At 64.7% G+C, this 23,665-nt stretch carries 26 protein-coding genes and 1 pseudogene; 13 read left to right on the top strand and 14 right to left on the bottom strand.

Annotated elements, in window-relative coordinates; genetic code table 11:
• Positions 1–203: 203 nt before the first annotated feature.
• A pseudogene (locus AC5P7S_RS00925) lies at positions 204–1,046 on the bottom strand (magnesium chelatase domain-containing protein); the annotation flags it as partial.
• A gap of 445 nt (positions 1,047–1,491) precedes the next feature.
• Here AC5P7S_RS00925 and AC5P7S_RS00930 point away from each other — a divergent pair.
• Positions 1,492–2,397 carry an Abi family protein gene (locus tag AC5P7S_RS00930; protein ID WP_095378960.1) on the top strand — a complete coding sequence of 302 codons (906 nt, stop codon included), beginning with the start codon at positions 1,492–1,494 and terminating at the stop codon, positions 2,395–2,397.
• Between the two features lie 61 nt (positions 2,398–2,458).
• Here AC5P7S_RS00930 and AC5P7S_RS00935 read toward each other — a convergent pair whose 3' ends face one another.
• Positions 2,459–2,947 carry a cold-shock protein gene (locus tag AC5P7S_RS00935; RefSeq protein WP_095378962.1) on the bottom strand — a complete coding sequence of 163 codons (489 nt, stop codon included), beginning with the start codon at positions 2,945–2,947 and terminating at the stop codon, positions 2,459–2,461.
• Between the two features lie 45 nt (positions 2,948–2,992).
• A complete protein-coding gene (locus AC5P7S_RS00940; protein ID WP_094001232.1) occupies positions 2,993–3,349 on the bottom strand; it encodes a hypothetical protein in 357 nt (118 codons plus the stop codon).
• A 648-nt stretch (positions 3,350–3,997) separates the two neighbouring features.
• On the opposite strand from AC5P7S_RS00940, the gene AC5P7S_RS00945 reads away from it, so the two are divergent.
• The 5 genes from AC5P7S_RS00945 to AC5P7S_RS00965 all read left to right on the top strand — a co-directional run bounded on the left by AC5P7S_RS00945 (position 3,998) and on the right by AC5P7S_RS00965 (position 7,455).
• Positions 3,998–4,600 (top strand): DUF998 domain-containing protein, encoded by a 603-nt coding sequence (locus AC5P7S_RS00945; RefSeq protein WP_095378965.1) that lies wholly within the window; start codon positions 3,998–4,000, stop codon positions 4,598–4,600.
• A gap of 171 nt (positions 4,601–4,771) precedes the next feature.
• The gene (locus tag AC5P7S_RS00950) at positions 4,772–5,101 is read left to right on the top strand and encodes a hypothetical protein (RefSeq protein WP_095378968.1); all 330 of its coding nucleotides are present in this window, start codon (positions 4,772–4,774) and stop codon (positions 5,099–5,101) included.
• Between the two features lie 626 nt (positions 5,102–5,727).
• On the top strand, positions 5,728–6,123 hold the full coding sequence (locus AC5P7S_RS00955; RefSeq protein WP_141239391.1) for a hypothetical protein: 396 nt from the start codon (positions 5,728–5,730) through the stop codon (positions 6,121–6,123).
• Between the two features lie 58 nt (positions 6,124–6,181).
• A complete protein-coding gene (locus AC5P7S_RS00960; protein ID WP_141239392.1) occupies positions 6,182–6,910 on the top strand; it encodes a hypothetical protein in 729 nt (242 codons plus the stop codon).
• A gap of 98 nt (positions 6,911–7,008) precedes the next feature.
• Positions 7,009–7,455, top strand: a complete 447-nt coding sequence (locus tag AC5P7S_RS00965; protein ID WP_095378975.1) for a DUF4279 domain-containing protein — start codon at positions 7,009–7,011, stop codon at positions 7,453–7,455.
• Here the strand turns inward: AC5P7S_RS00965 and arr are convergent.
• Both arr and ubiK read right to left on the bottom strand, forming a co-directional pair.
• On the bottom strand, positions 7,448–7,882 hold the full coding sequence (gene arr, locus AC5P7S_RS00970; protein ID WP_095378978.1) for an NAD(+)--rifampin ADP-ribosyltransferase: 435 nt from the start codon (positions 7,880–7,882) through the stop codon (positions 7,448–7,450). The two genes, AC5P7S_RS00965 and arr, sit on opposite strands and share 8 nt — an antisense overlap.
• Positions 7,883–8,008: 126 nt before the next feature.
• Positions 8,009–8,260 (bottom strand): ubiquinone biosynthesis accessory factor UbiK, encoded by a 252-nt coding sequence (ubiK, locus tag AC5P7S_RS00975; RefSeq protein ID WP_005419983.1) that lies wholly within the window; start codon positions 8,258–8,260, stop codon positions 8,009–8,011.
• A 155-nt stretch (positions 8,261–8,415) separates the two neighbouring features.
• Between ubiK and AC5P7S_RS00980 the strand changes: the two genes are divergently transcribed.
• A complete protein-coding gene (locus tag AC5P7S_RS00980) occupies positions 8,416–8,754 on the top strand; it encodes a P-II family nitrogen regulator (RefSeq protein ID WP_005411374.1) in 339 nt (112 codons plus the stop codon).
• Between the two features lie 171 nt (positions 8,755–8,925).
• Here the strand turns inward: AC5P7S_RS00980 and AC5P7S_RS00985 are convergent, their stop codons facing one another.
• Together AC5P7S_RS00985 and AC5P7S_RS00990 are read right to left on the bottom strand one after the other, a co-directional pair.
• The gene (locus AC5P7S_RS00985) at positions 8,926–9,573 is read right to left on the bottom strand and encodes a VOC family protein (RefSeq protein WP_242441370.1); all 648 of its coding nucleotides are present in this window, start codon (positions 9,571–9,573) and stop codon (positions 8,926–8,928) included.
• 117 nt (positions 9,574–9,690) lie between these two features.
• Positions 9,691–10,350, bottom strand: coding sequence for an RIO1 family regulatory kinase/ATPase domain-containing protein (locus AC5P7S_RS00990; RefSeq protein ID WP_005419978.1), 660 nt, complete (start codon positions 10,348–10,350; stop codon positions 9,691–9,693).
• A gap of 436 nt (positions 10,351–10,786) precedes the next feature.
• Here AC5P7S_RS00990 and AC5P7S_RS00995 point away from each other — a divergent pair, with 436 nt between their 5' ends.
• Positions 10,787–11,692, top strand: coding sequence for an aspartyl/asparaginyl beta-hydroxylase domain-containing protein (locus AC5P7S_RS00995; RefSeq protein ID WP_032954620.1), 906 nt, complete (start codon positions 10,787–10,789; stop codon positions 11,690–11,692).
• A gap of 118 nt (positions 11,693–11,810) precedes the next feature.
• Here AC5P7S_RS00995 and speE read toward each other — a convergent pair whose 3' ends face one another.
• The gene (gene speE / locus AC5P7S_RS01000) at positions 11,811–12,662 is read right to left on the bottom strand and encodes a polyamine aminopropyltransferase (RefSeq protein WP_005419974.1); all 852 of its coding nucleotides are present in this window, start codon (positions 12,660–12,662) and stop codon (positions 11,811–11,813) included.
• Between the two features lie 191 nt (positions 12,663–12,853).
• On the opposite strand from speE, the gene speA reads away from it, so the two are divergent.
• Together speA and AC5P7S_RS01010 are read left to right on the top strand one after the other, a co-directional pair.
• Entirely contained in the window at positions 12,854–14,743 is a 1,890-nt protein-coding gene (speA, locus tag AC5P7S_RS01005) for an arginine decarboxylase (protein ID WP_049417051.1), read from the top strand.
• Between the two features lie 44 nt (positions 14,744–14,787).
• Positions 14,788–15,108 (top strand): DUF6122 family protein, encoded by a 321-nt coding sequence (locus tag AC5P7S_RS01010; RefSeq protein WP_005411369.1) that lies wholly within the window; start codon positions 14,788–14,790, stop codon positions 15,106–15,108.
• Positions 15,109–15,270: 162 nt separating this feature from the next.
• On the opposite strand, the gene AC5P7S_RS01015 is transcribed toward AC5P7S_RS01010, so the two are convergent.
• Genes AC5P7S_RS01015 through AC5P7S_RS01025 form a run of 3 tightly spaced genes read right to left on the bottom strand, consistent with a single transcriptional unit; the run spans position 15,271 to position 17,536 of the window.
• On the bottom strand, positions 15,271–16,590 hold the full coding sequence (locus AC5P7S_RS01015; protein WP_095378377.1) for a sensor histidine kinase: 1,320 nt from the start codon (positions 16,588–16,590) through the stop codon (positions 15,271–15,273).
• The gene (locus tag AC5P7S_RS01020) at positions 16,587–17,246 is read right to left on the bottom strand and encodes a response regulator transcription factor (protein WP_095378378.1); all 660 of its coding nucleotides are present in this window, start codon (positions 17,244–17,246) and stop codon (positions 16,587–16,589) included. Before AC5P7S_RS01020 ends, AC5P7S_RS01015 begins: the two co-directional genes overlap by 4 nt.
• Entirely contained in the window at positions 17,246–17,536 is a 291-nt protein-coding gene (locus AC5P7S_RS01025; RefSeq protein WP_049403791.1) for a PepSY domain-containing protein, read from the bottom strand. The genes AC5P7S_RS01020 and AC5P7S_RS01025 overlap by 1 nt, the downstream gene beginning before the upstream one ends.
• 145 nt (positions 17,537–17,681) lie before the next feature.
• Between AC5P7S_RS01025 and AC5P7S_RS01030 the strand changes: the two genes are divergently transcribed.
• On the top strand, positions 17,682–18,116 hold the full coding sequence (locus tag AC5P7S_RS01030) for a PepSY domain-containing protein (RefSeq protein ID WP_065178854.1): 435 nt from the start codon (positions 17,682–17,684) through the stop codon (positions 18,114–18,116).
• A 128-nt stretch (positions 18,117–18,244) separates the two neighbouring features.
• Here AC5P7S_RS01030 and AC5P7S_RS01035 read toward each other — a convergent pair whose 3' ends face one another.
• The 3 genes from AC5P7S_RS01035 to AC5P7S_RS01045 form a co-directional block, all read right to left on the bottom strand.
• A complete protein-coding gene (locus AC5P7S_RS01035; RefSeq protein ID WP_095378379.1) occupies positions 18,245–18,727 on the bottom strand; it encodes a hypothetical protein in 483 nt (160 codons plus the stop codon).
• A 124-nt stretch (positions 18,728–18,851) separates the two neighbouring features.
• Positions 18,852–20,060 (bottom strand): NAD(P)/FAD-dependent oxidoreductase, encoded by a 1,209-nt coding sequence (locus tag AC5P7S_RS01040; protein ID WP_095378380.1) that lies wholly within the window; start codon positions 20,058–20,060, stop codon positions 18,852–18,854.
• Positions 20,061–20,072: 12 nt separating this feature from the next.
• On the bottom strand, positions 20,073–20,567 hold the full coding sequence (locus AC5P7S_RS01045; protein ID WP_005419954.1) for a lipocalin family protein: 495 nt from the start codon (positions 20,565–20,567) through the stop codon (positions 20,073–20,075).
• A gap of 182 nt (positions 20,568–20,749) precedes the next feature.
• On the opposite strand from AC5P7S_RS01045, the gene AC5P7S_RS01050 reads away from it, so the two are divergent.
• Positions 20,750–20,998 (top strand): hypothetical protein, encoded by a 249-nt coding sequence (locus AC5P7S_RS01050; RefSeq protein ID WP_005419952.1) that lies wholly within the window; start codon positions 20,750–20,752, stop codon positions 20,996–20,998.
• A gap of 89 nt (positions 20,999–21,087) precedes the next feature.
• Positions 21,088–23,508 (top strand): DUF3772 domain-containing protein, encoded by a 2,421-nt coding sequence (locus AC5P7S_RS01055; protein ID WP_005419946.1) that lies wholly within the window; start codon positions 21,088–21,090, stop codon positions 23,506–23,508.
• Positions 23,509–23,665 lie beyond the last annotated feature (157 nt).

The following is a 23,665-nucleotide window of genomic DNA, read 5'->3' on the forward strand; positions in this document are numbered from 1 at the left end:
CGGCTTGTCGCCTGCCTCCCATCCTGCTCAGTAGTCTGAAATCGACGCGACGCGGAGTTGAGCAAACTTTGGGGGCGCCGCCTCACCTGGCTGTGGCGATGTCTTTGTGAATCAAATGGTTGCAGTGGGGGGGCATTCCTTACTTCCGACCGCGGCCATTCTCGGCAATCAATGTTGAGTCTCGCCATCCGGTGTAGATGACAGCCCCCACCCACCAGCGCCGCCGCACTCGCGCTGTGGTGCGGCGCCCGGAACGGACGCTGTCGCCAGCGCCGCGGATCCAGCCCCTCACCGCTCACTGAGGCAATCGCGGCCAGCTGCAGCGCCTCACCCTCCTCTGTATCCGGCAACAGGCTGGGTAGGCGCGAGGCCAACAGCGTCTTGCCGCAGCCAGGGCTGCCGATCAACAGCAGATGGTGCCCACCGGCCGCAGCCACTTCCAACGCACGCCGCGCATGCGCCTGCCCGCGCACGTCGGCCAGATCGGGCAGTGGCAACGGCGTCGTGTCCACGCGCTCCACGGGCGGCAGCAGGCGCGGATTGCCCAGCCCTGCGCAGCATTCCAGCAGCGTACGCGCCACACGCACATCAGCGTGTTCGGCCAACGCAGCCTCTGCGGCATTCCCTGGCGGCACCACCAGAATGCGCCCAGCGTCAGCCGCTGCAATCGCCGCCGGCAGCGCGCCGGCCACCGGGCGCAGCTCGCCGGTCAGGCCCAACTCGCCCAGGAATTCGTACTGAAGCAGCGACTGCGGATCGACCTGGCCGCTGGCCGCCAGAATGCCCAGTGCGATCGCCAGGTCGTAACGCCCACCTTCTTTGGGCAGGTCGGCGGGCGCGAGGTTCAGGGTGATGCGCCGCTGTGGGAAGTCGAAGCGCGCACAGAGCAAGGCGGCACGCACGCGCTCGCGCGATTCGCGCACGCTGGTCTCGGCCAGTCCGACAATCTGGGTGGCAGGCAGGCCGCCAGAGAGATGCACCTCCACCCGCACCAGCGGGGCATCGACCCCGGCGCGGGCACGGCTGTGGACCAGCGCCAGGCTCATGTGTGGTTTCCTGCGGAAGGGCGCTTGATGGTGCGGCGGGCGTTCCGCTTGGGCTATCGGGAATTGCTGGTGAAGCGGCTAGGGGGATTCCGGCAGACCGTTGGGGTGCGCCTGTGCGCTTCGTAGCGGCCGGTGTTCGCGATCGAGTGTCGGAACTCAACCGGTATGACGTGGAACAACGCCGGGGAATAGGCCGTTGCCGCTCGCCCGGGCCGGCCTTTCACCTCACTGGATCTGCGCCCGGGAGACTGCGGAATTCCAAGAGAATTCCCTATGAAGTGCTTTTCGTACAGGCATTTACATTTCACCGGAACTACAGACATTTACTTGAAGGTAAGCAAAAGGGGCGCTAAAATTCACCCAACACACCCGCCAAGCCTCTGACGCGCCAGTTCGCGACATGCTCAAATTGGCGGGTTTTTTTTGCCCGCTGATTGGAGTCAGGATGACTCACTACCGCAAACCACCCCTGTCGATTCAGGAGCAGTTGGATCTCCTCCAGCAGCGCGGGCTGGCCATCGGCGACGCCGCCAATGCCAAACGCTATCTGCAGCGTGTTGGCTACTACCGCCTCATGGGGTATCTCTACACACAGCGTGTGCCCGGTAGCGACAGCTTCCGAGCTCAAGCGACATTCGAAGAAGCGGTCAGTCTCTATGAATTCGATAGGGCCCTTCGAGACCTGGTAATGGAGGCCATTGGCCATATCGAGGTCGCAACGCGGACCGTGCTCACGTATCACTTTGCCCATGCCTATGGCGCCTTCGGCCACTTGGAGCCGCGTAATCTGGCATTCACCGGGCAGGAGTATGCGGATTGGCTCGGCGGCGTCGAAAGTGAAGTGACGCGCTCCAAGGAGGCGTTTATTCGGCACTACAAGGACAAGTACGCCTCACCCGCATTCCCCAGAGTACCGATCTGGATGGCGACAGAAGTCATGTCGCTCGGCTCGCTTTCTCGTTTCTACAAAGCGCTGCACTCCAGAGAACAGAAGGCTGTTGCGGGTGAGATGCTGCTGGCCGCGCCAGTCTTCGCAAACTGGCTGCATGTCACCAGCGTGGCGCGAAACGTCGTTGCACACCACAGTAGGTTATGGAACAAGGAGCTCGGTGTTTCGGCAGTTCGCCCACGGTCGGCAGGATGGTCTGAGCGCGAGGCGCCATACGCACCGAATCGTTGCTTCTTTCTGTTGCTCCTGCTTCGCAGACTTCTGGAAGCGACGACCGCTGATTTCAGGGATTGGCATGAACGTGTCGATACCCACCTCTCGGCTGGCCTGACGACCGAAGTCCGAACGAGAAGCATCGGGGCTGCGACTGGGTGGCAGGACCATCGCCTTTGGCGCGGGTAAGTCCCAGGAGGCGCCGCTTCCTCCAGACATCTGTTGCGAATGGGCCGGTTAGGGGGGGCGGTCAATGGCGGCCTGGGGTCCCAGACAGACACCGCTGCTCATCCAGCACCAGCCCATTGAAGCGCCCAAACCGCGCCTCAACCCACGAAGGCCCCGCACTTTCCACCAGCAATCGCCCTTGGCTCTGGTGCAGATCCAGCCAGCGCTCGAAGCTGCTGCGCAGGCGTTCGATATCCGGCGCCCGCCACCGTGCATCGGCAGGCATGCGAATCAGCACGCGTGAGGGCGCGTTCTCCACGTCCATCACCAGCACGCCCTTGCACCGGATCTCGAAGGACGTCGCCCCGGCATGGCGCGCGTGCAGTTCAAAGCCCTCGTGGGCCTTCGCGGTCACGAAGCCGCGCGCATCACTGTGCAGCAGACGGTAATCGGCTGGCTGCAGCTTCTGGTAGGCCCACACCTGATCGCCCGCGGGCTCGGGCCACTCCACCCACATCGCGCCGATCACCGCGACGCACACCGCTGCAGCGGCAAGGCCGTGCTTCTTCATTCGTCACCCCGCACACAGGCAGAAAGGTCAGCGCCATAGGCGCGCTCAGTCCTTGGGGCGCATCCGCTCGTGGATGAAGGCGGTCAGCGCCAGGTCGGCCATCACCAACCCCTCCATCACCCGGTCGCCGACGTACTGTTCGGGCTCGCCGTTCTGGCGCGTGCGCTCGGCCGCCAGCAGGATCTCCTGCACGATGCGCTGGCCGGTGAGGGCGCAGTCGGCGTCGGACAACTGCATCTGCCGGCTGCGTAGATGGTGCCGCTCGGGCCAGGGCTGGCCGTCTGCCGCAGCGCCCGCACCGATGGCGTGCAGGATGGCGATGAGGCTGTTGGGATCCAGGGCCGGGGCGGCCGAGGGCGCTTCCTGGATCGGGCGCGGGGGAGGGGAGTGCGGCGTGGTCATGGCGGGCTCCGTGCAAGCAGGCGGACGCCGCCACCGATAAGGGTGGCGGGCAGAGCGTGGCTCGAAAACCGGGCTATTAGGAAGAAACCGGCGGGCACAAGGCCCCCACGCCCCGCCCGCCATAGCTGGCAGACGGAATGCCAGCCGACACCACGCAAGGTGATGCCGGCTGGCAAGTGCAAACAACATCCTAATAGCTCGGGTTTTCGAGGCCCGGCCACCCGTTTTCGGTGGCGATACCAGAGTTGCCTGACGTAGTTGGGAATGCCAAGGGGTAGGGGGCAATGCCGCCAAAACCCGAGACGCTTTTGGCATTGTCGCATAGCGAGGAAAGCGGCGAGAGCCTTGGCGTGCTTGGCGCAGCGGCACTTCTGGAACGGAGTCGTCAGAACCTTCGGCCAGAGATGCCAGGCGCGGCAAACGCGACAGCACTCGCCCATTGGGCATGTGTGATCGCGAATGCAACCGAACCGCTGCGACACCGGCTGGATGGTTTAAATGACTTCTTGCCTATTGAACCTACCGAGTGCCGCGCGCAGTCTGACTACTGCTGTAGTCACTCAAGATCGTCCTGCCCGCAGTAGGAAGGTTCGGCAGCGTTCGACTGGATTCCACTCACTGGCGCAGGCCAAACAAGGACCACTGCACATGTCACGCCGCAGCCGACTGCTTCTCTGCGCGGGTCTGGTCCCGCTTCCGTGGTTCCTGTTCTGGACCAGCGTTGCCGCCGTGTTTGCGCCGGGCTACAACCCGCTTGCACAGCACGCCAGCGAGCTGCTGCAGGCGCCAATGCTTGCAAGCATCTGCGGCAGGATCGCGGCTATCGGCTCCGGTGTGGGCTTCGCAGCGTTTGCCATCGGGATATGGCGGGAGTCCGGCCGCCGGATTGCCCTAGGCGCGATCTGCTGGATGATCTTTGGTATCTCCATGCTGACCAACGGGCTCTGGCCCATGGGCCATCCGATGCACGGCTTCTACACCATCGGTATCGCCAACATCATTGCACCGGCAATGTCGCACATCGAATTGAGCGCGTGGTCGGCCAACCGAAGGGCTTACGCCGTGACCTCGTTGGTGAGCATCGGGGGCATCGTCTATCTCTGGTTGAACGTGGTGGGCGCGGACCCGGAGGGGTTCAGGGGGCTGACCCAGCGTGTGTTTTCATCGATCAACTCGCTGTGGCCATTCCTGGTGGTGCTGTATCTGTTGCGCAGGGGTTCAAGCACGCTGAAGGCGCAGCCTGCGCATTGATGTGGGCGCGCGACAGGAACATGGAGGACCGATCAAGGACTTCTCGATTCTCAGGCCCCAGCTGTTCCTTGAGGCTGGCACCTCGGGTGGCAAGAGCGGAAAGGTCGCACGCGCCTTCTGCTATAAGTAGCGCAACCGAGCCCAGAGGGCCTTCTGGAAGATTGTGGACTCATGGAGTTGTACTGGCGCTTGTTCACCAATTGCACATCGCAGCAGGCGGCTCTCAAGGTCGCGGCGCGGATGTTTGAGCAAGCTGGTCTTGAAGTCAGCAATCTCCACGCCGAGCCCTATCAAAAGGGCGGCTTTATGGTGAGTGCCTGCTCCCGTCATGCCGCGCAATCGTGGCCTGAATTTGTGGTTCTTGCCCTGGCATCGGCTCAATCCACCGGCCGCGGATGGCTCTTGAGTGGCTCAATTGCAGAAGAGCTGGATGCTTGGTCCAGCCATTCCTTGGTTTCCGGTGTTTCGTCTATCCATATCCAGGCGGAAAGGCGGGAATGACGAATCGCTGAAGTAGATGCTTAGTTGCGGCTTGGAGCTGCTCCAGAGACCAAAGGCGCTAGCCGGTAATCGCCTTGCAGTAGCGTGTCACGAAGAAAGAACTTGTAGGGTTCCAGGTGGTTGCCATGCGTAGTGGGATGAGCCTCTGCTTACTCTCCTCGTGGAAGCGGCAGCATGAAGACTAGGACTTTTAGGACATGTTCAAGTAGGGGCCGGCTCGAACATTCTCTCAGGGCCAAACCGCTTCGTGGCTGGGCGTGGTTGCGAGTGTCCGCATCTGGCCACAGGGCGTCATGCGAAAAATAACCGACATTGGCTCGGTCAATGAGCCCACCGCCGGGTCCGGGTACGCGCTGGCTTGTCAGCTGCGCATGGTCGGTCTAGGATCGAACTGCATTAAGGTGAATGGCCGCCATGCGCTGTTTTGCGGATAAGCTGTATAGCCGGACCCTGGGATCGTCTATTAGATAATTGGCCGAGAGGAGCAATTGATGGAGCTTGATGGGCTGACAACCCCGGGGCAAATAGATGCGAAAGTTCGAGACTTTTGCAAGTCAATCAGCAGGGGGGCGCCAATATTCGTTGATGTTATCCCCGAGCTTTGGTGTCGACAGTCGTGTTGCGAGATGAATGTCGATAAGCTGATAGAAGGGCTTGGTGGCGAAAAGGTGTTTGGGTACAAGATCTGGTACCTGCCCAAGTCTTACATTGAGGCTGAGCGCCACGTAGTTCACAAGCTGGGCGATGTTTTTCGTGACCCTACTTTTAATGCGGATGGTGAAGATAGGGTTCTTTTTGTCGCTGACGATGATCAGAGGGGCGGCTATATGGGGCGCCCAATGAAGATTCGACGTGGTTTCACCAATCAAGCCAGAAGATTCGTTGAGGTTTCCAATGCCCATGAGTCGAGTGCTCGCATCCAGCAGTTGGATAATGATCAGTCTTGGAAAAGGATGATTACCTATGCGGATTGGTTGAATGGCAAGCGGCAAGCGAACATGTGGATTGAGCAAATCGGCTAACAATTCGTTCAGGCCGACGCCGCTTCGCGGCGCGGCTTAACTAAAATTCTAGAAGGCTATGACCAATCTTCCAGCGACCATTGAAACATCTGTTGTAGAGTCAATGAAAAGCCCGTCTTTAATTGACCTCACCCTGGAGGTTGGGGAGGTCGCTATCGACTCCCTTCTCGATGATGGGCTTGCCAAAGACATCCCTTTCTTTGGCTTAATAATGAAGGCTAATGATGCGTTTACATCAATCAGGGGCAGGATTTTCGCTGCAAAGATATATAAATTTCTTAAGGTTATTGGACAGACATCAAAAGAGGAGAGGGATCGCGTCATTGACGATATATCCCGAAAAAAGGGCGGTACCGAGGCGGCGGGAACAGCTATCCTCGACCTGATTGATAGACTTGATTCAGAGAAAAAGCCAGAATTCGTCGGCAAACTATTCAATGCATGTGCTAGAGGGGATATTGCCGTCGATGAGTACCTTCGTCTCGCAGATATCATATCGAAAGTATATTTGAAAGACATTGAGCTGCTCTCAGATCCGCACCCTGGCGGACTCGCTACATCCCAGCAGAAGAATATATTCATGGCCAACGGTTTGATGATCATGGGGATAAAGAATCCGTCGCGCGGCAGTGAGTCAGGTGCAAATATGTTGAAAATTGCGTCGGACATATACGAGAAGCCGTTTGATTTGACCTATAAGCTCACGCGATCGGCGGCGCAAATATCTCTGCACTGCTTTGGCCGGGATCGCTTTTCTGATCGCGGCATTGAAGGTTTCGTTAGCTAGTCGTCTAATAATTCATTCAGGGTTGATGGCGGGTAACTGATCTAACGTCGATGAGACGTGTGGATTGGAAGAAATTCCGAAAGGACAACTGGATTCCCATGACAGCATTGGATCATTCCCTGGTAACCCTCAGATTCTTCGGAGACAGCCTCCTGCCCGAAGAAGTCAGTGCCTTGCTCGGGGCGACCCCGACCGCATCGCATCACAAGGGCCAGGAACTTAAAGGCAGCCAATCAGGCACCGTGCGTATCGCCAGGACTGGCAGCTGGCAGCTTGATGCGGAGCGTCGTGAGCCTGAAGATCTGGGCGCTCAGATCTTCGAGATCCTCGATCAGCTCACCGGCGATCTCGCCGTATGGCAGTCATTGGCACGGTTCCGGCCTGACCTGTTCTGCGGTCTTTTCATGGGCAGCAGCAACGGTGGTGTCTCGCTTTCGCCTCGCGCGCTGCTCGCCTTGGGTGAGCGCGGCATCGAGCTCGGGCTGGACATCTATGAAGCCGAAGAAGAAGTGCGCAACGCCCAGCGCCAGCAGGCCATCAATTGATGATCTCCCCACTCCCCGAAGCAACAAACGCCTTCAACTGCCGAATGAACTCCGCGTCGTAGAGCTCCCACTCCACAATCTCTCCCACAACCCGCAACGGCTGCGCACTCCGATACGACCGCGTCGGGTTCCCGGGAAACTTCTTGTTGGTCACATTCGGATCGTCTTCAAACGGCCCGGTCGGCTCCACCACATACACGCGCGGTCGCCCTTCACCGCGAGCCATCTCGGCAGCCAGCCCGGCGCCCTTGGCAATCGTGGTGAAGTAGATGTGGTTCATCACCACACTGTCGCGATAGTTGGAGCGGAAGCCCGCACTCAGCAACTCGCCCACCGCCAGATCAGCGCGGGTGCCGTGATAGAACGGCCCGGCGACCTGGTCGCAGGTGTCATGCGAAACGGGTGTCCATTCGGTGTCCTGCGCCATCGCTGCTGCCCCTGCTTGTCCTGCCGGATCGACAGGCCGGCGAGTCTAGGGCGCCCGGTGGGCCTTGCTGCAAGGCCCCATCCGGGAAATAATCTGTAAACGGGAGGCGCGGTGCGCCTCCTTTTTTCATTCTGCGGCGCCGCGCCCTTCCAGCTCGCGCACGGCGGTTTCCAGCGCGTCCAGCTTCTGGCGCGTCTTCAGCAGCACGGCGCGCTGCACTTCGAACTCCTCGCGGGTGACCAGGTCGAGCTTGGCCAGGCCGGCCTGCAGCGCGCTCTTGAAGGTGGCCTGCAGTTCCTCGCGCGATTCGCGCAGGCCCGGCGGCACCAGGTCGCTGAGGCGACGGGCGAGGTCATCGATTTGATTCAGGTCGATCATGGGGTGCTCCGTGGGGGTGGGCCCGTGCATCCGGCGCGGGCAGGCCATTCGGGCACAAGGATACTGCTGGCACCCACTGCCCGGACAGGCCGCAGCGGCTTCGCACGGGCCGCGTTCAGGCGCTATCCTCCACGCGGGAAGACAGGAGATAGACGATGAAGATGGTCATGGCGGTGATCAAGCCGTTCAAGCTCGACGACGTGCGCGAAGCGCTGGCCGAGCGTGGGGTTACCGGGATCACGGTGACGGAAGTGAAGGGCTTTGGTCGCCAGAAGGGCCACACCGAGCTGTACCGTGGCGCGGAGTATGTGGTCGATTTCCTGCCGAAGGTGAAGCTGGAAGTGGCGGTGACCGATGACCAGGTGGAGGCGGTGGTTGAGGCCATCGTGAAGGCCGCCGGCACCGGCAAGATTGGTGACGGCAAGGTGTTCGTGTACGACTTGGGCAGCGTGGTGCGTATTCGTACCGGTGAACTGGACGCGGACGCGTTGTAAGTAGGGGTGGGGGCGGCCGACTGCAGCGCGGGGGGGGGGGGGCTGGACCGCTGCGGAGTCTGGGCGACGGGATGCTTGACCCCTTTGTTGTTGAGTCGAGCAAGCTCGAGTCTACAGCCGGGATCGGGCGGCGCGAACACCCGTATGCGATGAAGAGCCCTCCCGGTGTGATCAGCCCGGCGGAATGAGGGGTGACGACCGCCACTCCGGCAGACCGAGCGCACGGCGGGTGCGCGTCACGGTGGCGGCGATCTCTGCCTCGAAGCCGCCATCAGGTTGCAGCAGCGGCATGAGTTCGGCACAGCGTTGCTTCAGCACATCGACCCATGGCGCTGGGTGGGTTTCCGTAGCGGCTAGTGCCAAGTGCCTGCGACCCTCGTCGTAAGCGCCCGCGAGCCCGGCAGTGATGCCCGCATAGATGTGTTCGCGGATGCCCGGATTGGGGTGACGGCTCATCAATGTACGCACGTGCCCCGGGGTGGGAAAGCGGTCACGCAGGGCCAGCACCTCGGCTGCGGCCTGCTTGGCCAGTGCCTGCGCGACCGAGGCAAAGCTCACGGCATCGGTGAAGCGCTCGAATCCGGCGACGCGGCCGCCCTCATCGAAGGACAGGTAATCCTGCTCGTCCCAGAGCCAGCAGGCGCCGACATTGAGATAGCTGCCTCTGTCCCATGCTGAAGGCTGGAATTCGACCACGCCGACCCACCAGCCCTGGTCGTCAAGCCAGGTGCGTGAACGGCCTTTCTGCACGCAGCCCAAGGGGCGCAGTATGGATCTTGCGGCTGCAGTCAGCAGGCGGGTGTGTTCAGGTGTCGGCATCCCCAGCGTCCTTGCGAGTGGCGTGCCGACGAGTATCGCAGAGCACATCGGGCGTGTGGTCCGGGGCAAATGCAGGGGCAAACAGCAGTCGCGCAAGCAATGCAGGGCGAACAGCGCTTACCGGCGCTTCGCCCACTTGTAGAACCGCTTCCAGCCCTGCCGCACCGCGGCCACCCAGCCCGGGTCGGCCACCAGTGCAGCCTGCGCGGCACTCGGGGCCTGGCCGGTTACGCGCTGGCGGATCTTCAGCAGGTTCTTCATGTCGCTGCGGCGCATCTGCCGGCTCAGTGGATTGCGGCGCAGCCAGCGCGGGGCGCGCCAGGCCGAGGTGAAATCCAGCAGCACCGGCACGCCGCCGCTGACCACCACGTTGGTGCCATGCAGGTCGTTGTGGGTGATGCCGGCGGCGTGCAGGCGGCTGAGCGCGTGCTGCAGCTGCTCGAACACTTCATTGCCCACGGCCTGCGCGGTGCTCAGGGTCTGGCCGGGGATGAACTCCATGCCCAGCGCCAGGCCGCCCAAGGTGCCGAGCAGCGCGGGGGCATGCTTCCAGCCGCCGAGGCGCTGCAGCATGCGGGCCTCGCGGCGCACCATCAGCCGCGCGATCAGCGAAACGGGAGTGCCGCGGTAGCGGGAGTAGTCCTTGATGACCGCCTCGCGCCCGTCCAGGCAGGTGCGGTAGACGTCGGGGGCCAGGAAACGTTCGCCGCGCTTGAGCAGCAGCGGGGAGGCGGCGTCATCGCCGCAGGAGGAGGGGGGCAGGGCAGGAAGATGCATGTCGGGGTCTCGGACGACCCGGTGGGTGGCGCAAAGCGTCAAGCGAACCGGTGTTACAGGGAGTTACTAAGTTTTCGTTAATTTTAGTACTCGCCAGTTCGCTATTCCACGATTTGTCGGAGAAATGTCGGGGCCGTGGCTGGAACAGTTCGTCGCGCAGAATCGGACAATTCTGTCTCACTTATTCCAGTTGGCCTTTAGTATCAACCGCTTGCGCGCTCAGCCCTGCGCCTCGTCCACAACCGGCTGAACGCGGCGCACGGGCAACTTGACCCCGGCGCACGGCCTGCCGACCATAAGCTGTTAACCCGCGACATCGGCGGCCGCCCCCCTCCGGCACGTCCCCGTCCCCTGCCGCGTTCCCCATCGGTGCTGGCCGCCTGGCCGTGCATCGCCCCGTTTCCCGTTCCGGCCGCGGCTGGAGGAAAGTGCTTTGATCATCAAAATCGTCATTGCAGCGCTGTTCGTAGCCTGCGTGCTGTACATCCACTTCCGTGGCAAGGTCCGCGCGCGCTGGTCGCGCCAGCTGCTGGACCACTCCAGTTTCATGGCCCCGATCAACGTGGTCATGTACATGTTCTCGAAGGTGCCGACCACGCCGTTCCTGGACCCGGGCAAGGAGTTTCCGCAGCTGGAGCCGCTGCGCCAGAACTGGCAGATGATCCGCGACGAGGCGCTGGCGCTGCGCGACGCGCAGAAGATCGCCGCCTCCAGCACGTTCAACGATGCCGGCTTCAATTCGTTCTTCCGCCGTGGCTGGAAGCGCTTCTACCTGAAGTGGTACGGCCCGTCGCACCCGTCGGCGAAGACGCTGTGCCCGAAGACCACGGCGCTGATCGAGTCGATCCCGGATGTGCGTGCGGCGATGTTCGCGCAGCTGCCGCCGGGCAGTGAGCTGCGCCCGCACCGCGACCCGTTCGCCGGCTCGCTGCGCCTGCACCTGGGCCTGAGCACGCCCAACGACGATGCCTGCTACATCGAAGTGGACGGCATCAAGAAGAGCTGGCGCGACGGCGAGTGGATGATGTTCGACGAGACCTACATCCACCATGCACACAACGAGACGCAGCAGGACCGCGTGATCCTGTTCTGCGACATCGCCCGCCCGCTGCGCTTCGGCTTGCCGGGGCTGTTCAACCGCGCGGTGGCGGCCACGCTGCTGGCCGGCGGCGCCTCGCCGAACCTGCCGGGTGACCCGACCGGTGGCGTCAACAAGGCATTCGGCAGCGTCTACAAGGTGCGCCTGAAGGCCAAGGCACTGCGCGAGCGCAGCGTGGTGGCCTACCAGCTGATCAAGTGGGGCCTGGTGGTGGCGGTGATCGCCGGTATCTGGGCGCTTTGATCGTTACATGAGGTTGCCGGCCAGCGGCCGGCACTACCGGAACATGAAAAAACCCGCGCTGTCGCCAGCGCGGGTTTTTCTTTTGCCTTGGTGGGTGCCGACCGTTGGTCGGCACGCCTTACTTCAGTGCAGCCTGCACGAACGGCGGGGTCACCAGCACGCCGGTGTGCAGCGCGGCGGTGTAGTACAGGGTGTTGAAGGTCTTGGCGGCCGAGTCGGCCTGGCGGAAGTCGAAGCTGCTGTCGCCCTTGCGCGCCATGGTCACGCTCCACCAGCCGGTGGGGTAGCACGGCTGCGGGAACGGCAGGGTCTTGAACGAACCGAAGCCGGCCTTGCCCATCTCGGTGCGCATTTCGTTGATCAGCTCCAGCTGCATCAGCGGCGACTCGGACTGCTGCACCAGGATGCCGTCGTCCTTCAGGGCCTTGAAGCAGCTCTCGTAGAAGGCCTTGTTGAACAGGCCTTCACCCGGCCCGACCGGGTCGGTCGAGTCCACGATCACCACGTCCACGCTGCCGGCCGGGCAGTTGGCCATGTAGGCCACGCCGTCGTCGAACAGCAGCTCGGCGCGGGCGTCGTCGTTGGAGTCGCACAGTTCCGGGAAGTGCTTGCGCGCCATCACGGTGACCTGCTCGTCGATATCGCACTGGGTCACGCTCTCAACGCTGGTGTGCTTGAGCACTTCGCGCAGGGTGCCGCAGTCGCCGCCACCGATGATCACCACGCGCTTGGGCGCGGCGTGGGTGAACAGCACCGGGTGGCTGATCATCTCGTGGTAGAAGAAGTTGTCCTTGCTGGTCAACATGATGGCCCCGTCGATGGTCATCAGGTTGCCCCAGTCGGTGGTCTGGAAGATCTCGATCTTCTGGAACGGCGACTGCACCTCGTCCAGCTTGCCGGTGATGCGGTAGCCGATGGCCGAGCCGGTGCGCTCGAAGTGTTCGATGTACCAGTTGTTGCTGTCAGTCATTGGAAAACGGTCCTGTTCGGAGGGGTGGAGCCGGGCTGGCGGGCGGGGCCGCGTGGCACAGATGCCACATCCGGACGGATCGGCCCGTTCAGGTTGGAACCTGTCACGGGCGCGGGCGCGCATGATAACGAACCTGTGGGCACATAGGCGTTATCATGCCCCCCCTTTTATTGCCAACAAGGCCGACTGAAATGACCGATTGGTCCCTCGACCAAGCCCGCAAGACCTACTCGATCCCGCATTGGGCGGACGGTTACTTCGACGTGGATCAGGCCGGGCACATGGTGGTGAGACCGACCGGGGCGGACGGCCCGGTGGTGTCGCTGCCCAAGGTGGTCGATGCGGCGCGCGCGGCGGGCGCCAAGCTGCCGCTGCTGGTGCGCTTCCCGGACATCCTCGGCCAGCGCCTGGGCAAGCTGCAGGCCGCCTTCGCCCAGGCCCAGCAGGACTGGGAGTACAGCGGCGGCTACACCGCCGTGTACCCGATCAAGGTCAACCAGACCCGCGGCGTGGCCGGCACCCTGGCCAGCCACCACGGCGAGGGCTTCGGCCTGGAAGCGGGCAGCAAGCCCGAGCTGATGGCCGTGCTGGCGCTGTCGCGCCCGGGCGGGCTGATCGTCTGCAACGGCTACAAGGACCGCGAGTACATCCGCCTGGCCCTGATCGGCCGCAAGCTGGGCCTGCAGACCTTCATCGTCATCGAGAAGCCGTCCGAGCTGAAGCTGGTGCTGGAAGAGTCCAAGGCGCTGGACGTGAAGCCGGGCCTGGGCGTGCGCATGCGCCTGGCCTCGCTGGGCGCCGGCAAGTGGCAGAACAGCGGTGGCGACAAGGCCAAGTTCGGCCTGTCGCCGCGCCAGCTGCTGGACCTGTGGAAGTCGCTGCGTGACACCGAGTACGCCGACTGCCTGAACCTGCTGCACTTCCACATGGGCTCGCAGATCTCCAACGTGCGCGACATCGCCAACGGCATGCGCGAAGCCACCCGCTACTTCGTGGAGCTGTCGCGCCTGGGCGCGAAGATCACCCACGTCGATGTGGGCGGTGGCCTGGGCGTGGACTATGAAGGCACCCGTTCGCGCAGCTTCTGCTCGATCAACTACGGCCTGCATTCCTACGCCAGCAACATCGTGCAGCCGCTGGCCAATGCCTGCGAAGAGTTCGGCCTGACCCCGCCGCGCATCGTCACCGAGTGCGGCCGCGCGATGACCGCGCACCACGCGGTACTGATCGCCAATGTGTCGGAAGTAGAAGAAGCGCAGGAAGGCCGCGTGCCGGACCAGCACGATGACGAGCCGGCAGCGATCCGCCACCTGCGCGAGATCCACGACGAGCTGGACGTGCGCCCGGCGGTGGAACTGTTCCAGGAAGCCCAGCATTTCCATGCCGAAGGCCTGGCCAGCTACGCGCTGGGCCAGATCGACCTGCCACAGCGTGCGCGCATCGACGATCTGTTCTACGCCATCGCCCACGGCGTGCGTGCGCGCCTGAGCTATGACGAGAAGAGCCATCGCCCGGTGCTGGACGAACTGAACGAGCGCCTGGTCGACAAGTACTTCGTCAACTTCAGCGTGTTCGAATCGATCCCGGACGTGTGGGCGATCGACCAGGTGTTCCCGATCGTGCCGATCGAGCGCCTGGACGAGACCCCGGACCGCCGCGGCATCATCGCTGACATGACCTGCGACTCGGATGGCATGGTAGAAACCTATGTCGAGAACGAGAGCCTGGACAGCTCGCTGCCGCTGCACAAGATGAAGCCGGGCGAGAGCTACCGCATCGGCTTCTTCATGGTCGGCGCGTACCAGGAAATCCTGGGCGACATCCATAACCTGTTCGGCGATACCGACGCGGTGGAAGTGCTGGCCGATGCCGATGGCTATGCCATTACCCAGCAGCGCCGCGGCGACACCACCGACGTGATGCTGGATTACGTGGGTTACCGCCTGGACGAACTGCGGGCGACCTATGCGCAGCGCGTGGCTGCAGCGCAGCTGTCGCCGGAACGCGCGCAGGAGCTGTCGGAGGCGCTGGAAGCCGGCCTGACCGGTTATACCTACCTCTCCGACGAGCCGTTGGTCTGAGGTAAACGGGAATGCCGGGCATAGGCCCGGCGCTACCGGCCCCGATGAGCGCGCGCGCGATCTTCCACCTGTTCCTGCATGCCGCCGTGCCAGCGTTGCTGGCATGGTTGTTCTGGCGCAAGCGCTTCGCCTCGGCGTGGTTGTTGATGCTGCTGGGCTGGATCATCGACCTGGACCATCTGCTGGCCGACCCGATCTATGCACCGAACCGCTGCAGCATTGGTTTCCATCCGCTGCACACCGCACCGGCCATTGCGGTCTATGCCGGGCTGTGCGTGCCGAAGAAAACGCGGTTGTTCGGCATCGGTCTGATCATCCACATCGTGCTGGACGCAATTGATTGCTGGTGGATGCACCACCGTTGATGCTTGCTGCGTGTCGACCAAGGTCGACACCTACGGGAGCACGGCGACCGGCCGGATTGACGCTCGGTAGAGCCGGCCGCTGGCCGGCTTCCGCAGGGAATTCCCGGTGCCTACGTGGTTGCCGGCCAGCGGCCGGCACTACCCACCGTCAGGTTGGTCGCTTCACCCCACCGGCAACCACAACGTCGCGCGCAGGCCCGGCTGCGCATTTTCCAGCGCCACGCGTCCGCCATAACTGGCGGCGATATCGCCCACGATCGCCAACCCCAATCCACTGCTGCCCACACGCTCATCCAGCCGCACGCCACGCTGGGTGACCCGTTCCAGCGCGTCTGCAGCCAGGCCGGGGCCGTCGTCGCGGACCCCAATGCGCAACTGGCCGTCGTCGGCTTCCGCGCTGACCTGGACCTGCCGTTGTGCCCAGCGCCCGGCATTGTCCAGCAGGTTGCCCAGCATCTCCTCCAGATCCGCGCTGGCACCGGCGAACTGCAGCGTCGGATCGATGCCCGCCGCCGTGAACGCGATGCCACGTTCGCCATGCACGCGTGCCATCAGCCGGCACATCGCCTGTGCGACGGCCGCCACGTCGGTGCGCTGGCGATGGTCGGCGGCCAGTCCTGCAGCCAGGTAACGGTCGACACTGGCCTGCATGCGCGCACTCTGCTCGCGCACGGTCGCCCGCCAGTCCGCGCCGTCGCCGTCAGCTTCGGTGGCCAGCACGCTCAGCGGGGTTTTCATCGCATGCGCCAGATCCTGTGCACTGGTGCGCGCACGCGCGACCATGCGTTGCTGGTGGTCCAGCAGTGCATTGAGTTCTTCCCCCAGCGGTGCGACCTCCGCGCCCAGCTCCTGCGTGTCGATGTGCTGCACATCACCGCGCCGTACCTGTTCCAGCTGCGCACCGAGGCGATGCAGTGGGCGCAGGCCGAAGTGCACCTGGCTGGCCAGCACCGCCAGCCACGCCGCAACCAGTACGCCCAAGGCGATGGCGGTGCGGTTGCGGAACGCGGCAACATCCGCATCCAGTGTGCTGCGATCGGTGGCGACCACGGCTACGAACGGTTCGCTGGCGCGTGGCAGGCGCACCTGCTGCACGCGTGCGCGCAGGGATTGCTGCAGCGGCCCGGCCAGGTTGCGGGTGGCCGGCCCGGCAACCGGCGCCGGCAGGGTTTCATCCCACAGCGAGCGCGACTGCAGCAACACGCGGCCATCGGCCCCGGCGATCTGCCAGTAGGCACCGGAGAACACGCGCTGGAAGCGTGCGTCATTGGGTTCCTGGCGCAGGCGCAGCTGTCCGTCCGCATCCACTTCGGCCTGCGCCAGCAGGGTCAGCATGTCCTGCTGCAGTTCGTGGTCGAGGCGGTCACGCGCACTGCGCTTGAACAGCTCGCCCAGCAGCGCGCTGGCCAGCAGCGAGACCAGCAGCAGGCCGACGCCGCCGGCCAGCAGCAGGCGCCGTCGCAGCGATGGTTGCCGGCTCACGGCGCGGCCAGCCGCCAGCCCTGGCCGCGCACGGTCTGGATCAGGTCGATGCCGAGCTTGCGGCGCACACGTCCGAGCAGCACGTCCAGTGCGTTGGAGTCCGGGTCATGGCCGCCGTCGAACACCTGTTCTCCGAGGCGATCACGGCCGATCACCTGGCCGCTGTGATGGATGAAGTAGCTGAGCAGCCGGAACTCCTGCGGACTGAGCGGCAACGGTTTGCCGTCCAGCTCGAAACGACCGGCGTTGACGTCCAGCTGCAGCGGGCCGCAGTGCAGGCGGGGGCTTGCGTGGCCGTGGCTGCGGCGGATCAGGGCGCGCAGCCGCAGCACCAGTTCGTCGGCCTGGAACGGTTTGGTCAGGTAGTCGTCGGCACCGGCATCGAAGCCAGCCAGCTTGTCGTGCCAGCGCCCGCGCGCGGTCAGCACCAGCACCGGAAAGCTGCGGCCATTGCCGCGCCAGCGCTCGATCACGCTCAGTCCATCCAGTCCGGGCAGGCCGAGGTCGACGATGGCGGCCTGCAGGTCCTCGATCTGGCCGATCTCCTCGGCCTGGCGACCGTCGGCGACCACCGCCACCACATAGCCGGCCTGTTCCAGCAGGGGCACCAGGCGCTGTGCCAGTGCGGCATCGTCTTCGGCCAACAGGATGCGCATCAGTCGTCGAGCTCCGTCTTCAGCAGCTTTCCGCTGCGCGCATCATAGTCCAGCTCCACCACCACGCCGTCGCCGCGCAGGATCTCCACTTCGTAGACGCCGTCGTCCAGCTCCACTTCCAGCAGTTGGCCCGGGTAGCGCTTGAGCGCATCGCGCACCACGCTCTCCAGCGGCACGTAGCGGCCCTGCTGCACGGCGCGACGCGCGACCTGCTGCGCCGGGTCCTGCAGGGGCGCGGCGGCGGTCGGGGCGTTGGCCAGGGCCAGCAGCAGGGGCAGGGTGGCGAGCATGCGGGTAAGGAAAGAGAGAGGGGCACAGGCGCGAGTGTGGCGGGGATGACTAACAGCCGGCTAACAGCCACGGCTAAGGCGCTGTTAACCGGGCCATGCATCGTGGCGTTGCCGGGATGGTCCGGCCACGAACAGGAGAACCCCCATGTTGAAGTCGCTCACCCTCGCCACTGTTGCCCTGCTTGCCGTCGCGCCGGCCGTACAGGCCGCGCCGCTGGGCATGGCCCAGGTTGAACAGACCCTGCGCAAGGCCGGTTATACCCAGATCCACGAAATCGAACGCGATGATGGCCTGTGGGAGGCCGACGTGAGCCGCGCCGATGGCCGCTTCAGCGAGGTCTACGTGGACCCGAAGACCGGCGAGATCTTCGACGAGCACAGCGGCCGCGCGCTGCTGACTACCGAGCAGGTGCTGGCACGGGCGCAGTCGCATGGCCTGCGCGAGATCCATTCGCTGGAACGCGATGGTGCGACCTGGTCGCTGGAAGCCCGCAATGCCCGCAACCAGAAGGTAGAGGTGCGCCTGAGCGGCTATGACGGCCGCATCCTGCACAGCGAGCGCGATGGCTGGCTGGATTGATTCGCGTGCCGGTAGGTGCCGGCCGCTGGCCGGCTCACGGGGAGAAAGCGTGTCGACCAAGGTCGACACCTACCAAGCGTACGCAGCGGTAGCGGCCGACCTGGGTCGGCCCGGGCCCGGCGCGGAGCTTACCAGCCGTACGGCGGCGGGTAGTCCCAATAGCCCGGGCCGCGGCCGTAATAGCCGCCATACGGACCGAAGAAGCCCGGTCCCTTGCCTTCGCTCACGTGGATGTTGACGTTGACCCCGTGGGTCTTGCCCTCATCGGTGGTGTAGTTCTTGCTCAGGTTCAGCGTGGCCGCGTTGTAGTGGCTGTTGCCACCGTTCTTGGAATAGCCGATGCCGGTGGTGAAGCTGCCCGACACCTTGACCTTGTCGTCGGTGACGTCGGCGATCTTCGCATCGCCGTGCACGCGCGGGCCGCTCTTGTCACCGTAATAGGTGCCGGGCGGGTCCTGCTGCAGGGCCGGGTCGTTGAGATAGCGCATCGGCGCCTGCGGCAGCGTCAGGTCCAGGCCGGCAGCCTGCGGCGCGGTGGCGCCGGCGGCGGACTGGGCCAGCACGGTTCCCGGCAGGGCCAGGCACAGCAGCAGGGTCAGGGGGCGGATCATGACGGCGCTCCAGCGGACAGGTGGCCACGCAACACGCGGCGGTACAGGCCGACGCTAGCAGGGGTTGCTTGAATGATGCCTGTCGGCGCCGGATCGGGGTAGAGCCGGCCATTGCCGCTGCAGGTCACAGCCGCCCGAACCCGAACAGCCGTTCCAGCGCATGCCTGCGCCGCTCGATCCGGGCGCGCAGCAGTTGGGCGCCGATCATTGAATAAGTGATGCCGTTGCCGCCGTAGGCCATGGCGAAATGGACCCGCGGCCCCCACTGCGCGTGCGGGCCGAAGAAGGGCAGGCCGTCGGCGGTTTCGGCGAAGGTGCCGGCCCAGGAAAAGGCGGGCACCGGGTCCAGCCGCGGGAACCAATGCAGCAGCTGATCCATCAGCTTTTCGGCCTTGCGCTGCACGCGCCGGTCGCGCCGCGCCGGGATATCGATGGCGTCGTCCAGCCCACCCACCAGCAGGCGGCGGTCGCCGGTGGCGCGCAGGTACAGGTACGGGCGTGCGCTCTCCCACACCATCGTGCGCTGCAGCCGGCCCAGCGTGTCCGCATCGATCGGGTCGGTGATGAAGGCGTAGCTGCTGCGGTTGCGCGCGACCGGCTGTTCAAGCCAACGCTGGTTGGCGTAGCCCATGGCCAGGACCACGTGGCGGGCACGGACCGTGGCGCCGGCCTCGGTCATCGCGGTTACGCCCTGCGCGCCAGGCTTGAGCGTGTGCAGCACGGTGCGGTCGTGCACATGGCCGCCGCGACGGCGCACTCGTTTGAGCAGGCCGTAGGTGAGGCAGTAGGGATCGACCCGCGCCGCCTGGCGGGTCAACAGGGCGCCGCCGGCATCCACGTCGAAGCGTTCGCGCAGGGCTTCGCTGTCCAGCCAACGCGCGTCCAGTCCAATATCACGGCGTGCAGCTCCTTCGGCCATCAGGCGCGGCACGTCGCGCCGCCGGCTGGCCAGGTACAGGCTGTCCATCTGCCGGAAGTCCACCTCCTTCAGCCCGCGTGCCACTTCAGCCAGTGCCGGGATCGCGTCGGCACAGGCAAGGTAGGCCAGGGCGGCGGCATCCTTGCCATAGCGCTCGGCCAGTTCCAGCAGATGGGTATCGATCTCGTACTGCAACAGCGCGGTGCTGGCCGCCGTGCTGCCCCAGCCGATGTCGCGCTGCTCGATCACCGCCACCTCGTGGCCGTGGGCGGACAGTTCGTCGGCGATCAGCGCACCGGTGATGCCGCCACCGACCACCAGCACGTCGCAGCGCAGATCCTGCTCCAGCGGGGGAAAGGCCTGCAGCAGTCCGTTGCGCACTGCCCACCAGGGGTAGCCACTTTTCAGGTCCATGCGTGGTCGTGCTCAGGCGGTGGGGTGGCCGGTATGCGGGGTCTGGATCAGTTCGGACAGATCGAAGCCCTGCAGGCGGGCCGCGGCCAGATAATGGTCCTGCACGGTTGCGTCCAGGCGTGGCTCGCGCGCCAGCAGCCACAGGTACTTGCGATCCGGGCTGCCGACCAGCGAGACGCTGTAGTCCGGGGCGACCTGGATCACCCAATAGTCGCCCTTGGCGAACGGCAGCCAGCGCAGGCCCTTGGGCAGGAAACTGACCTCCAGGCGCGCGCTGTCGTTGTCGACGGCGCAGGCCTCGCCGGTGGCCTCTTCGATCTCGCCGTCCATGCGGCAGCGGTTGGTGACGCCGACATTGCCGTTGTCGAGCAGGGTGTAGTGCGCCGACACATCGGTGCAGCCTTCCGGCTCGTGGCGCATCGGTAGGCGCGCGATCTCGTACCAGGTGCCCAGGTAGCGCGGCAGCTTGAGGTCGGCGACGGTCTTCAGCGGCGGGTGCTCGGTCATCGGTCATCGTGGCAGGGGCGGGCCTCCACGATGCCGATGGGCTCGCCATGGGCGGGTGAAGCCGGGGCGATGGCCGTGTCCAGAACGATCCGTCGCCGCTGCGACGTGCCTGTTGTCACCGGCATGGCGGTATCCTGCCGCCAGCGCCGTGTTTTCCTGATCCAACCGAGGTGGAGGTGCCGATGTACCAGGTGATCCTGTTGAAGAGTGAATCCGCGTTCGCGCGCGAACAGTGGCCGCAGGTCGACGACCTGGTCGACTACGAGGGCGTCAGCTACAGCCTGCGAGCCGGCCCGCGCCAGCCACTGCCGACCGACCACGAGTGGCACCCGGTGGCGGTATATGCGCCCGATGAGATCACCGAGGAAGAGTTCCAGGACTGGTACGCGCTGCAGCAGCCGACCGTGGAAGAGCTGCGCCTGAAGTACTGATACTGCTGCGCGTCCCCCATCCGTCCTTTACCGCCTCTGCCGTATAGTCGCGCGCAGGCGCGGTGGTCCGCGCGAACCGGTGTGGCTGCGTGTCTTCTTTCCTGCGATCGATCCGTGCACGAGGGCCCTGGTGGGCCCTGCTGCTGTGCACTGCCTTCCTGCTGTCCGCGCCGGTGCTGGCGCAGGAGGAGGACCCCACGCCCAAGCAACAGCTGGCGGACATCGATTCGCGGTTGAAGGATGTCGAGCGCAAACGTGGCGATGCGGAAGCCACCGAGACGCTGGCGATGCTGTCCGAGAATGCCTCGCAGGCACGGCGTGACGCCGAGGCACTGGAAAAGGCACTGCAGCCCCAGCTGGATCGCATCAACGAGCAGCTGGCGCAGCTGGGGACGCCTGCCGAGGGCACCACGGAGCCGCCGGAGCTGGCAGCGCAGCGACGGGCCATAACCAGGCAGCGCGACGGCCTGGCCGCGTCGGTAGCGCAGGCCAAGGCCAGTGCCGTGCGTGCACAGCAGCTGGCGGCGGACATCGAGCAGCAGCGCACCGCACAACGTACGGAAGAACTGGGCCAGAAGGTCGCCTCGCCGCTGTCGCCTGCGTTGTGGAGCAAGGTGGCCGAGCGCCTGCCGATCGATATCGCGCGCGTTGCGCCGTTGGCCGAGCAGGGGCGTGACGCGCTGGTGGCCGGCATCCGCACCCATGGCTGGGGCACGCCGTTGCTGGGCCTGCTGGCCGCGCTGGTGATGATGTTCCCGCTGCGGTTGTGGCTGCGCAGGCTGGGGCGGCAGTTCGCCGCGTCCGAGCGCGCGCCTGATGGACGACTGCGCCGGTCTGGCCTGGCAATGTGGCTGCTGCTGGTGGGCACGCTGCTGCCCGGTTATGCCGTGGTGGTACTGATGGCGGCGCTGGATGCGATCGATGCCATCGCGCCGCGCTTGCAGGTCGTGGCCGACGGCCTGGAGACCGCCACCTTCCGTGCGGCGTTCATTGCCGCGCTCAGCGCCTGCCTGCTGGTGCCCAAGCGCCCGTCATGGCGGCTGTTGAACCTGGACGACACCGCCGCGCTGAAGCTGCGCAAATATGCCTGGGGCGCGGCTGCGCTGGCCTGGCTGAGCACGGTGCTGGTGGCCCTCGACCAGGCTACGCGCACCAGCGACGTCACCACGGTGGCGTTGGACGGCCTGATTGCCCTGACCTACCTCGGCCTGATCATGGCCATGCTGGTGACCCTGGCGCGCCTGCATCGCCGGCAGACCGCCGAGGCCGAGGCCAAGCTGGAAGCACAGGCCGATGGCGTGGGGGCAACCACGCCCGTGCGCCGCAGCAGCTGGCTGGTGCTGGCCCGGGTAGCGGGCAATATCGCGGTGGTGGCGGCCATCGTTGCCACGTTGCTGGGCTACCTGAATTTCGCCAAGTTCGTGAACCAGCAGCTGATCGGCGGCAGCATCGTCGTGCTGGCCGCAACCCTGCTGTTCAAGTTCGTCGATGACCTGAGCACCTGGATGCTCAACGCCGACAGCAAGGTCGGCCAGACCATCCTGCTCAGCACCGGCCTGAGCGTATCGCGGCTGGAACAGGCGGGCGTGCTGCTGTCGGCGGCGTTGCGCACCATCGTCGTACTGATCGCGCTGCTGGCGCTGGTGGCACCGTTCGGCAACATCGGCGCGGTGGTGGAGCGCTTCTCCTCGCTGTTCACCTCTGGATTCGACATTGGCGGAACCAAGCTGGAGCCGGTGCGCATCGTGCTGGCGGTGCTGGTGCTGCTGGCTGGCCTGGCCGTTACCCAGCTGGTACAGCGCTGGCTGACCGACACCTACCTGCCCAAGACCGAGCTGGATCTGGGCGCGCGCAATTCGGTGAGTACCGTTGCCCGCTATGTGGGCATCATCATCGCGGTGATCTGGGCGCTGTCGGCGATGGGCCTGCAGCTGAGCAAGCTGGCATTGCTGGTCAGCGCGCTGTCGGTGGGTATCGGTTTCGGCCTGCAGGTGATCACCCAGAATTTTGTTTCCGGCCTGATCCTGCTGGCCGAGCGGCCGGTGAAGATCGGCGACTGGGTGAAGCTGGGCGACCAGGAGGGCGACATCCGCCGCATCAGCCTGCGATCGACCGAGATCCAGGTGGGCGACAAGTCGACGTTGATCGTGCCCAACTCCGAGCTGGTCACCAAGACCGTGCGCAACATGACGATGGGCAACAACCAGGGCCGCATCCAGATCCAGTTCGCGGTGCCGCCCAGCACGGATGTCGGCAATCTGCGGCAGGCGCTGCTGGATGCGTACACCGCGCACACCAACGTGCTGAAACAGCCGGCACCGACGGTCTACATCGACAGCATTGCCGGTGGCCAGATCACCATCAACAGCTTCGCTTACGTGGCCAGCCCGCGGCAGGTGTACGCCACCCGCAGCGACCTGTACTTCAGCCTGTTGCAGATCCTGGCCGAGCGGAACATTCCGCTGTCGACCCCGACGGATATCCACATCACCCGCGATCCGCAGGAGTAGGGGTTTATTTGCAGGGCTGCGCCCTGCACCCGCGGTAGTGCCGGCCGCTGGCCGGCAACTTCAACAGCAACAGCAAAAGCTGGCTTCCTGAGGGATGGCGGGGTGGGTCCGGTTGCGGGAGACGCCGTAAACCCGTCCATGGGGGCTTGGCCGCGGC

The sequence above is a fragment of the Stenotrophomonas sp. YJH_SMC_32 genome, assembly GCF_059369975.1.